The organism is Streptomyces sp. WAC04114, assembly GCF_019733245.1.
Lineage (GTDB): Bacteria > Actinomycetota > Actinomycetes > Streptomycetales > Streptomycetaceae > Streptomyces > Streptomyces massasporeus_A.
The window spans coordinates 1-9,483 of record NZ_JAIGQA010000248.1; the positions used below are offsets into that span (position 1 = coordinate 1).

General features: G+C 71.8%; 8 protein-coding genes and 1 pseudogene. 5 read left to right on the forward strand and 4 right to left on the reverse strand.

Annotation, left to right across the window (positions count from 1 at the left end; translation table 11 throughout):
• Window positions 1-140: 140 nt before the first annotated feature.
• The 3 genes from K4G64_RS36415 (at window position 141) to K4G64_RS36425 (ending at window position 2,707) form a co-directional block, all read left to right on the forward strand.
• Window positions 141-1,232, forward strand: a complete 1,092-nt coding sequence (locus K4G64_RS36415; RefSeq protein ID WP_221760166.1) for a Gfo/Idh/MocA family oxidoreductase — start codon at window positions 141-143, stop codon at window positions 1,230-1,232.
• Window positions 1,229-1,768, forward strand: coding sequence for a heme-degrading domain-containing protein (locus K4G64_RS36420; RefSeq protein ID WP_190899222.1), 540 nt, complete (start codon window positions 1,229-1,231; stop codon window positions 1,766-1,768). The genes K4G64_RS36415 and K4G64_RS36420 overlap by 4 nt, the downstream gene beginning before the upstream one ends.
• A gap of 72 nt (window positions 1,769-1,840) precedes the next feature.
• A complete protein-coding gene (locus K4G64_RS36425) occupies window positions 1,841-2,707 on the forward strand; it encodes an LLM class F420-dependent oxidoreductase (protein ID WP_221760167.1) in 867 nt (288 codons plus the stop codon).
• A 95-nt stretch (window positions 2,708-2,802) separates the two neighbouring features.
• Here K4G64_RS36425 and K4G64_RS36430 read toward each other — a convergent pair whose 3' ends face one another.
• From K4G64_RS36430 to K4G64_RS36445, 4 genes are all read right to left on the reverse strand, one after another.
• The gene (locus tag K4G64_RS36430) at window positions 2,803-4,842 is read right to left on the reverse strand and encodes a serine/threonine-protein kinase (protein WP_221760168.1); all 2,040 of its coding nucleotides are present in this window, start codon (window positions 4,840-4,842) and stop codon (window positions 2,803-2,805) included.
• A 267-nt stretch (window positions 4,843-5,109) separates the two neighbouring features.
• Window positions 5,110-5,967 (reverse strand): fumarylacetoacetate hydrolase family protein, encoded by an 858-nt coding sequence (locus K4G64_RS36435; protein ID WP_221760169.1) that lies wholly within the window; start codon window positions 5,965-5,967, stop codon window positions 5,110-5,112.
• Between the two features lie 143 nt (window positions 5,968-6,110).
• Window positions 6,111-6,821 (reverse strand): YidC/Oxa1 family membrane protein insertase, encoded by a 711-nt coding sequence (locus K4G64_RS36440; RefSeq protein ID WP_221760170.1) that lies wholly within the window; start codon window positions 6,819-6,821, stop codon window positions 6,111-6,113.
• Window positions 6,822-6,909: 88 nt separating this feature from the next.
• Entirely contained in the window at window positions 6,910-7,239 is a 330-nt protein-coding gene (locus K4G64_RS36445) for a DUF6412 domain-containing protein (protein ID WP_221760171.1), read from the reverse strand.
• 203 nt (window positions 7,240-7,442) lie between these two features.
• On the opposite strand from K4G64_RS36445, the gene K4G64_RS36450 reads away from it, so the two are divergent.
• Together K4G64_RS36450 and K4G64_RS36455 are read left to right on the forward strand one after the other, a co-directional pair.
• Window positions 7,443-8,918: a beta-1,6-galactanase gene (locus K4G64_RS36450; protein ID WP_221760172.1), complete on the forward strand. Its 1,476-nt coding sequence runs from the start codon at window positions 7,443-7,445 to the stop codon at window positions 8,916-8,918.
• Between the two features lie 124 nt (window positions 8,919-9,042).
• A pseudogene (locus K4G64_RS36455) lies at window positions 9,043-9,483 on the forward strand (hypothetical protein); the annotation flags it as partial.

Here is a 9,483-nt window from a genome sequence, read left to right on the forward strand (position 1 = left end):
GACCCCGGCCGTGCCGACCGCCCCCGCGCCTCCCGTCCCGCGCATGCCGCCCACTCCGCCCGTACGGTCGTCCGCCCTCTTCACACCCCCATTGTCCCCGGCGCTTGCACTTTGGCAACAGCGTTGCGAAAGTGGGTGGCATGACTGGCACACCCCTCGGCACAGCCTCCGGCTCGCCCCTTCGCGTCGGCCTCGTCGGCTACGGCCTCGCCGGCTCCGTCTTCCACGCCCCGCTGATCGCCGCCACGGAGGGCCTCGCCCTCGACACGGTGGTCACCTCGAACCCGGACCGGCAGCAGCAGGCCCGTGCCGAGTTCCCGGACGTCCGCCTCGCCGCCACACCGGACGAGCTGTTCGACCGGGCCGCCGAGCTGGACCTGGTCGTCATCGCGTCCCCGAACAAGACGCACGTGCCGCTCGCGAGGACCGCGCTGGAGGCCGGCCTGCCGGTCGTCGTCGACAAGCCCGTCGCGGGCACCGCGGCCGAGGCCCGTGAGCTCGCCGCCCTCGCCGAGGAGCGCGAACTGCTGCTCTCCGTCTTCCAGAACCGCCGCTGGGACAACGACTTCCTCACCCTGCGCAAGCTGCTGAACGAGGGCGAGTTGGGCGAGGTGTGGCGCTTCGAGTCCCGCTTCGAGCGGTGGCGTCCGAAGCCGAAGGGCGGCTGGCGCGAGTCCGGCGACCCCGCAGAGATCGGAGGTCTGCTCTACGACCTCGGCAGCCATGTCGTGGACCAGGCCCTGGTCCTGTTCGGCCCGGCGGCCTCCGTGTACGCGGAGACGGACATCCGCCGCCCGGGCGCCGAGACGGACGACGACACGTTCATCGCGATCACGCACGCCAGTGGTGTCCGCTCCCACCTCTACGTCTCCGCGACGACCGCCCAGCTCGGCCCCCGCTTCCGCGTCCTGGGCTCGACCGCCGGTTACGTCAAGTACGGCCTCGATCCCCAGGAGGCGGCGCTCCGGGACGGCCTGCGCCCCGGCCCCGGCTGGGGTGTGGAGCCCGAGTCGCTGTGGGGCCGCGTGGGCTCCGGCGAGTCCCCGGTGACCGGCGGCGGACGCGCCGAACCGACCCTCCCCGGCGACTACCCCGCCTACTATGCGGCCGTGGCGAAGGCCCTGCTGGAGGGCGCCCCGAACCCGGTGACCGCACGGGAGGCGGCCGCCGCCCTGGACGTACTGGAGGCCGCCCGTCGTTCGGCCCTCGAGAAGGTGACGGTGACCCTGTGACCCAGAAGAGCAACCCCTCGCACAGCCAGGGGCTCACCCCGAAGTTCCACCCGGAGCTCACCCCGAGCCTGGAGGAGCTGGAGAAGCAGGAACGCCTGCTGGTGTTCCGCCAGTTCACGTACGACGACGCCTGGGCGCTCGGCTCGCTCCTCGTCGAGCTGGCCCGGGAGCGGCAGGCCCCGGTCGCCATCGACATCCACCGCGCCGGCCAACAGCTCTTCCACGCGGCGCTGCCCGGCTCCACCCCGGACAACGACGCCTGGATCGCCCGCAAGCGCCGGGTGGTCGAGCGCTACGGCTCCGCCTCCTACCTGGTCGGCGCCCGCTTCCGCGCCAAGGGCAGCACGTTCGAGGAGTCCTCTCGCCTCGACCCCGACACCTACGCGGCCCACGGCGGCTCCTTCCCGATCACCGTCGAGGGCGTGGGCGTGATCGGCGCGGTGACGGTGTCCGGGCTGCCGCAGCTCCAGGACCACCGGCTCGTCGTCGAGGCGCTGGAGCGCTTCCAGGACCTCCAGGTCCCACACCCGGAATGACCGGGGACTCCCTCCGGTTGGCACCTGCGTACGCGTGATCAAGCACGGCGCCCCAACCGGAGGGACCCACCGATGACCACCCCCCTGAAGGAGACCGTCGGCCGGTACGGCATCTGGAGCGTAGGTCTGCGCTCGGAGGACCCGGACCGGCGCGGCGAACTCGCCGAGGCAGCCGCCGAACTGGAGGAGCTCGGCTACGGCGCCCTCTGGCTGGGCGGCAACAGCTCCGCCGTCAACGCCGCCCCGCTGATCGAGGCGACCTCGAAGCTCACGGTCGGCACCAGCATCCAGAGCATCTGGCAGCACGAACCGGACGCCGCCGCCGCGGCCTTCGCGGAGCTGGAGTCGGCCCACCCCGGGCGGTTCCTGCTGGGCCTCGGGGTGAGCCACGCCAAGCGGGTGGAGCAGTACGCCCGCCCCTACTCGGCCCTGGTCGAGTACCTCGACGGCCTGGACGCCGCCGGAGTGCCGGCGGAGCGGCGCCTCCTGGCCGCGCTCGGCCCGAAGTCGCTCCGGCTGGCCCGTGACCGGGCGGCGGGCTCGATCCCGTACCTGGTCACCCCGGAGCACACCGCGCACGCCCGCGAGATCCTGGGCGGGGCCCCGCTGCTCGCCCCGGAGCTGGGCGTCGTCCCGGAGACGGACCCGGACCGCGCCCGCGCCCTGGCCCGCGACTTCCTCGAGCTCTACCTCCCGCTGCCGAACTACACCAACAACTTCCTGCGGCACGGCTTCACCGAGGACGATCTGTTGGACGGCGGCAGCGACCGCCTGGTCGACGCCCTGTTCGCCTGGGGCGACGACGCGGCGATCCGCACGAAGATCGACGCGTTCTTCGAGGCGGGCGCGGACCACGTGGCCCTTCAGGTGGTGAGCGACGAGCCGCGGGACGCCCTCCCCCGGAAGGCGTGGCGCGACGTGGCGACGCTGCTGGACTGAGGCTCACCTCAGGGGCGCGGGAACCGCGCGACGAGCCACGGACGGCCCGCAGCCGCCGAAGCCGCGCGGTTCACCGGCCGGTGTGCGGGCCTTTCCTACTCGGCGACGACGAACCGCAGTCGGCGCCGGGGCCGCCGCGGCCCCGGCCCCCGCCTGCGGGCGCGCAGCTCCTGGACGACAGCCACGAGCGCGGTCAGCCCCCAGGCCATGGAGAACCACACCACCTGGTCGTCCCTGCCTTCGGCCAGCCAGCTCACTCCCAGCCCGGCCAGCGTGATGCCGGCGGCCGCCATGAGAGCCGACTGCCGCCCGGAGCGCAGCGTCCGGAGCAGGCACAGGACGGCGAGGACGAGGACCGGAACGGCGAGGACCGACATCGGCTCGTGTCCCGTGTAGTCCATGGAGACCATGGCCGAGGCGGGCTCGTACTCTCCGTCGTACCCCTGCTCGAACAGCGTGTGCCCGGAGGGGTCCTCGTCCAGTTCGTAGTAGTCCTCGTAGTAGATGCCGTAGTAGTAGAGGGAGCTGTCGAAGTCCGTGTCGTCCACGTAGACGTAGTCGCTCTCGTCGGACGGCGCCCCGGCGGGGACACCCGCGATGACCATGGCGCCGGCGCCCCACCACAGCAGGGTGGACGTGAGCGGGAGCCAGCGGAACGCGGCCACTCCCAGGATCGCGACCACCGCCAGCGGCACGAGGTGGTCGCTCGACGGATCGAGGTCCTGGTGGACGAGGACGACCACGGCCGAGACCAGGAGCCCCAGCAGGGCCACGGCGCGGTTTCCGGCCGGGAGCCGGCGCCATCCGCGCCGGGGCGACGCGGCCTCGGGGTCGGTCCGCTCGGGGCCGGTCGGGTCGGAGCCGGTCCACTCGGAGCCGGTCCGCTCGGGGTCGGTCCGCTCGGGGCCGGTCGGGTCGGAGCCGGTCCACTCGGAGCCGGTCCGCTCGGGGCCGGTCCGCTCGGGGCCGGTCGGGTCGGAGCCGGTCCGCTCGGAGCCGGTCCGCTCGGAGCCGGTCCGCTCGGAGCCGGTCCGCTCGGAGCCGGTCCGCTGGGAGCCGGTCCGCTGGGAGCCGGTCGGCTCGGAGCCGGTGGCCGTCGCCGCGGACGAGGCGTCGGGGGCCTGGTCGTCCTCGTCGGGAACCGTTTCGACCGGATCGACGACGGGCCGCGGGGGCGGTGCGGCGGTGGCCCTTTTCGGCAACGACGCGGCCTGGGTGGGCTGTTCGGCCAGCATCGTCCGCCCCGGCCCCGTTCCCGACGGCGGCGGGACCGGCGGCGCCGGAGGCATCGCCGGCAGGGCCGGGACTCCGCTCCCCGCGCGGGCCAGGGCCTGCTGCAGCTCGCCCATGCCGGCGAAGCGTTGCTCCCGGTCCTTCGACAGCGCCCGGAGTACGACCTCGTCGACCGCCGCCGGGATCAGCGGCCGCAGCTCGGACGGGGCGACGGGCTCCCTGCTGATGTGCTGGTGCATCACCGCGAACGGGGAGTCGCCGCTGAACGGCGTCCGCCCCGTGAGCAGTTCGTACAGCAGGCAACCCGTGGAGTACTGGTCGGAGCGACCGTCCACCGCTCCGCCGGTCAGCTGCTCCGGTGACAGATAGGCCGGGGTCCCGACCGTCATGCCGGTCGCGGTCAGGCGCGTGGTGGTCTCCGCCACCACCTTGGATATCCCGAAGTCCAGGACCTTGACCCCGCCTTCGGAGGTGAGCATGACGTTGGAGGGCTTGATGTCCCGGTGGACCAGGCCCTGACCGTGGCTGTGGGCGAGGGCCTCGGCGATGCCCCGGCCGACGTCGAGGGCACGCTCGACCGTGAACGGCCCCTCGGCCAGTGCGTCCGCCACGGTGCGGCCGTCGATGAACTCCATGATGAGGAACGGGGTCGTCTCGCCGCCGTCCCGGACGTCCTCGCCGACGTCGTGCAGGACGGCGATGTTGCGGTGGCTGAGCGAGGCGATGGTGCGGGCCTCCCTGCGGAACCGGACCCGGAACTCCTCGTGCCTGGTCAGCTCCGGCGGCAGGATCTTCACGGCGACGACGCGGCCGAGCTCCCGGTCCATGGCGCGCCAGACCTGGCCCATGCCGCCACGTCCTGCTTCCTCGATCAGCTCGTAGCGTTCCGCAAGTACCCGCATGGTGCTCCCCGTTCGGCGTTCAGGGTGCGAGATCGGCGCAGGAGCCGCCGCTGCGGAGCCCGCCGTGCATCAGTCCACCCGGTCGCCAACCGTACTGGCTGATTTCCACACATCGAGCGCTATGAGAGGCCGAATAGGAGCGCGCGCAGTGCACGCGCTCCTATCGCGCTCAACTGCGCCGGGGGGCGCATTTCACCGCTCAAGCGTCCTTGGATCCTTGCCGCTGCCCACCCTCAAACGCCCTTGGATCCTTGCTGCCTCCGCCCCTCAGGCGTCCTTGAACTCCTGCCGCTGCCGCCCGAGCCCCTCGATCTCCAGCTCCACGACATCCCCGCTCCTCAGGAACGGCTTCGGCTCGGGCGCTCCCAGTGCTACGCCGGCCGGCGTACCGGTGTTGATCACATCGCCCGGGTACAGCGTCATGAACTGGCTGAGGTACCGCACGACCTCACCCACCGAGAAGATCTGCTCGGCCGTCGTCCCGTCCTGTTTCAGCTCCCCGTTGACCCAGAGCTTCAGCGACAGGCCCTGCGGATCGCGTATCTCGTCCGCCGTCACGAGCCAGGGACCCAGCGGGTTGAACGTCTCGCAGTTCTTGCCCTTGTCCCAGGTCCCGCCCCGCTCGATCTGGAACTCCCGCTCGGACACGTCGTGCGCCACCGCGTACCCGGCGACATGCGCGAGCCCCTCCTCCACGGACCCCAGGTACCGCGCCGTACGCCCGATGACGACGGCCAGCTCGACCTCCCAGTCCGTCTTGAGGGCCCGCCGCGGCACGAGGACCGTGTCGTTCGGCCCGACCACGGTGTCCGGGGCCTTCATGAAGACGACCGGCTCCGCGGGCGGCTCGGCGCCGGTCTCACGGGCGTGGTCGTGGTAGTTCAGCCCGATGCAGACGATCTTGCCGATCCGCGCCAGCGGCGGCCCGACCCTCAGCCCGGCGGCGTCCAGCACGGGCAGATCACCGGCGTCGGCGGCGGCCCGGACCCGGCCGAGCGCCTCCTCGTCGGCGAGCAGCGCGCCGTCGATGTCCGCGACGACACCCGACAGGTCCCGCAGGGCCCCCTCGGCGTCGAGCAGCGCGGGCCGCTCCGCTCCCGCCGTACCGACTCGCAGCAGCTTCATGATCAGTCTCCCTCGATCGCGGGCGCCCGGCCGATGCGCGCGACCCGGGTGCGGCGGGGCAGCCATCGGAGGACTGGTCGATCCTCCAAGCTGGGCGTGCACTCCGCAATACCCCGTTCACGTACTGGACCCCGCCCGCCCGGTCACCTGTACAGCACGGCCCGCTCCACGACACTCCACGTCGTACTGGTCACGACGTAGAGCGCGGCGGCCAACGGCACGACCGCCACGGTGACCAGCGTGAAGAACGACATGAACGGCATCACCTTGGTCACCGCCCCCAGCGCGGGCAGCTGCTCCCCGTCCCCGACCTGGGCAGCCGGGTTCGCGGCCATCGTGCGCTTGCTGAGCCGGTAGCTGAACGCGGCGACGCATCCGACGATCACGAACAGCCCGGCGTAGACGAGTCCCGCACCACCGAGGACACCGCCCTGGAGCGCGTCCGTCCACCGCTCCCCCAGCGGGGCCGCGAACAACTGGTGGCCGAGCAGCCCGTTGGCCTCGCCGCCGATCGTGTCGCTGGAGAACAGGTGGTAGAGCAGGAAGAACGCGGGAATCTGGAGCATCCCGGGCAGGCAGCCGGCCAGTGGCGACACCTTCTCCTCGGCGTGCAGCTCCAGCACGGCCTTCTGGAGCTTCTCGGGATTCCTGCCGTGCTTCTTGCGCAGTTCGGCGATCTTCGGCTGGAGCGCGGTGCGGGCCTTCTGGCCGCGCGCGGCGGCCCGGGACAGGGGGTGGACGAGGAGTCGTACGAGCGCGGTGAACAGGACGATCGCCGCGGCGGCGGCCGAGGCGCCGAACAGCGGCTGGAGCAGGTCGGCAAGGTGCTCGACCAGGTTGGCGAAGACGGACATGGGTGAGCCCTCCGGGGGTCTCGTCGTGCCGGAACAGGTCATGGCGGCATGACGACCCGCGCGGGGTCACCCAGGTGTGGATACGCCCCTACGCGACGGTCGCCCGGAGGGCGTGACCGGGCGCCCGGGGCCGGGTGCGCCCCCGGGCGTCGGGATCGCGCTGCGGCAGGAAGGCGGTACGCCGGTCCCGGTCGCGGATGGCCGTACGCACCCGCGTGCGCGGCACGGTGGGGGCGCAGCGGGAGGCGATGACGGCGCAGAGCGCGAGGGCGGAGGAGGCGGCGGCGGTCGCGGCGAGCGCGACGGTGGCGGTGAGGCTGCCGGTGTCGAGCAGCGCCACCTCGACGAGCAGGAAGAGCAGCGCGAGGACGGGACGCAGGGTGGCCCGGCTCCGGCTCACAACTGCCCCTCCCTTCATACGCGCGTACGTCCTGCCGTCCGTTATACAGGACCACCCTCCCACCCGGGCCCGCGACTTCGTACACGGGTTTGAGAAAGGTTCGTCAGAACTCTCGACAACCCACCCGCCACACCCGATGCTTCTCGTCACCAACCACGGGGACACCCCTGTGCGCCGGGCCGGGGACCGGCGCCCGCCCCCAACTCCCTTACGGAGGAGCCGTGATCCGACGCAGAAGTCTGCTGGCCGCAGCAGGCGGAACGTTCCTCGGCAGCGCCCTGGCGACGGGCACCGCGCACGCGGACGCCACGATCGCCGTCAACCCGTCGACGACGTACGGCACCTGGGAGGGCTGGGGCACCTCCCTCGCCTGGTGGGCCAACGTCTTCGGTGCCCGGGACGACTTCGCCGACCTGTTCTTCACCACCAAGTCCGTCACGTACAACGGCCGTTCCCTGCCCGGCCTGGGCCTCAACATCGCCCGCTACAACCTCGGCGCGTGCAGCTCCAACAGCGTCGGCGGCGAGACGATGGTGAAGTCGCCCAACATCCCCGCCTTCAAGCAGATCGAAGGCTTCTGGCAGGACTGGAGCAACGAGGACCCCACGTCCTCGGCGTGGAAGTGGACGGCGGACGCCAATCAGCGCGCGATGCTGGTGAAGGCCACGCAGCGTGGCGCGATCACCGAACTCTTCGCCAACTCCCCCATGTGGTGGATGTGTTCCAACCACAACCCCTCGGGCGCTGCGGGCGGCGGCAACAACCTCCAGACCTGGAACTACCGCCAGCACGCGAGCCACTTGGCGGCGACGGCCCTGTACGCGAAGAACAACTGGGGCGTGAACTTCGCGACGGTCGACCCCTTCAACGAGCCGGCCTCCACCTGGTGGACCGCGACCGGCACCCAGGAGGGCTGCCACATGGACCCGGCGGTCCAGGCGGCCGTACTCCCCCACATGCGCAGCGAACTGGACAAGCGCGGCCTGACGAGCATCCGCATCGCGGCCTCGGACGAGACGAACTACGACACGGCCCGCTCCACCTGGGGATCTTTCGGCACGTCGACGAAGGCGCTGGTGTCCCAGGTCAATGTGCACGGCTACCAGGGCTCGGGCGGCCGCCGCGACCTCCTCCACACGGACGTGGTCACCACCTCCCGCAAGAAGCTGTGGAACTCCGAGACGGGCGACAGCGACGGCACCGGCCTGACGATGGCCTCCAACCTCTGCCTCGACTTCCGCTGGCTGCACCCCACGGCCTGGTGCTACTGGCAGGTCATGGACCCGTCAAGCGGCTGGGCGATGATCGCCTACGACGCCAACACCCTCCAACCGACCACCGTCCAGACCAAGCACTATGTGATGGCCCAGTTCAGCCGCCACATCCGCCCCGGCATGACGATCCTGGACACGGGCGTGGACTACGCGGTGGCGGCGTACGACGCGACGGCCCGCCGCCTGGTGATCGTGGCGGTCAACACCTCCGCGTCCGCCCAGACCCTCACCTTCGACCTCTCCCGCTTCGCGACGGTGACGGGCGGCTCGGGTGGCCTGGTCCCCCGCTGGAACACGGTCACGACGGGCGGCGGCGACCTCTACACGGCCCGTTCGGACATCCGCCTGTCCGGCAAGTCCATAGCTGTCCCCTTCGCGGCGAAGTCAGTCCAAACGCTCCAAATAGACGGAGTAACGCAGTAGGCCTGCGCCGAGCGTGAGAGAAGCCGCGACACCCGGGGCGCCCTGGGTCCCCCGGGCGCCTCGATATCGGGTCTGGCCTGCACATCTCTCACGCTCGTCACCTCCCGGCAGTACGGTGTCCCCCATGCGCCCCGACACGCCTGCCGAAAACGTCGACCACACCGCCGAGGCGGCACGCCTGGAGCGGACCGCCGGCCTGTATCCCGAGGACGCCGAGGCCCTGCTGCTGCGGGCAGCGGCCCACTTGGAACTCTCCGGCGACCGCCCCACCGCGACCACGCTCTACGACCGCCTGCTGTCCTCCCCGGACGGCCTGGAGAACCCCCACCTGGTACGGGCGCTCAAGGCCTCGAACCTCTGGGAGTACGGCCACGAGGCCGAGGCCCGCGCGATCATCGAGGGCGTCCGGGTGTCGGCCCCCAAGGACCCGGCCCCGTGGGTGATCGTCGCGGAGTCCCTGGAGTCCCACGACGAACTGGAAGCGGCCCACGAGACGTTCACGGAGGCCGTGCAGCGCCTCCTGACGGACGTCGAGGAGCCCCCCTACGCCACCCACCCCCTCCTC

Excerpts from the sequence above, each read along its gene's own strand:
- K4G64_RS36415 (WP_221760166.1), top strand. The coding sequence starts at position 141 with ATGACTGGCACACCCCTCGGCACAGCCTCCGGCTCGCCCCTTCGCGTC.
- K4G64_RS36425 (WP_221760167.1), top strand. The coding sequence starts at position 1,841 with ATGACCACCCCCCTGAAGGAGACCGTCGGCCGGTACGGCATCTGGAGC.
- K4G64_RS36430 (WP_221760168.1), bottom strand. The coding sequence starts at position 4,842 with ATGCGGGTACTTGCGGAACGCTACGAGCTGATCGAGGAAGCAGGACGT.
- K4G64_RS36435 (WP_221760169.1), bottom strand. The coding sequence starts at position 5,967 with ATGAAGCTGCTGCGAGTCGGTACGGCGGGAGCGGAGCGGCCCGCGCTG.
- K4G64_RS36440 (WP_221760170.1), bottom strand. The coding sequence starts at position 6,821 with ATGTCCGTCTTCGCCAACCTGGTCGAGCACCTTGCCGACCTGCTCCAG.
- K4G64_RS36445 (WP_221760171.1), bottom strand. The coding sequence starts at position 7,239 with ATGAAGGGAGGGGCAGTTGTGAGCCGGAGCCGGGCCACCCTGCGTCCC.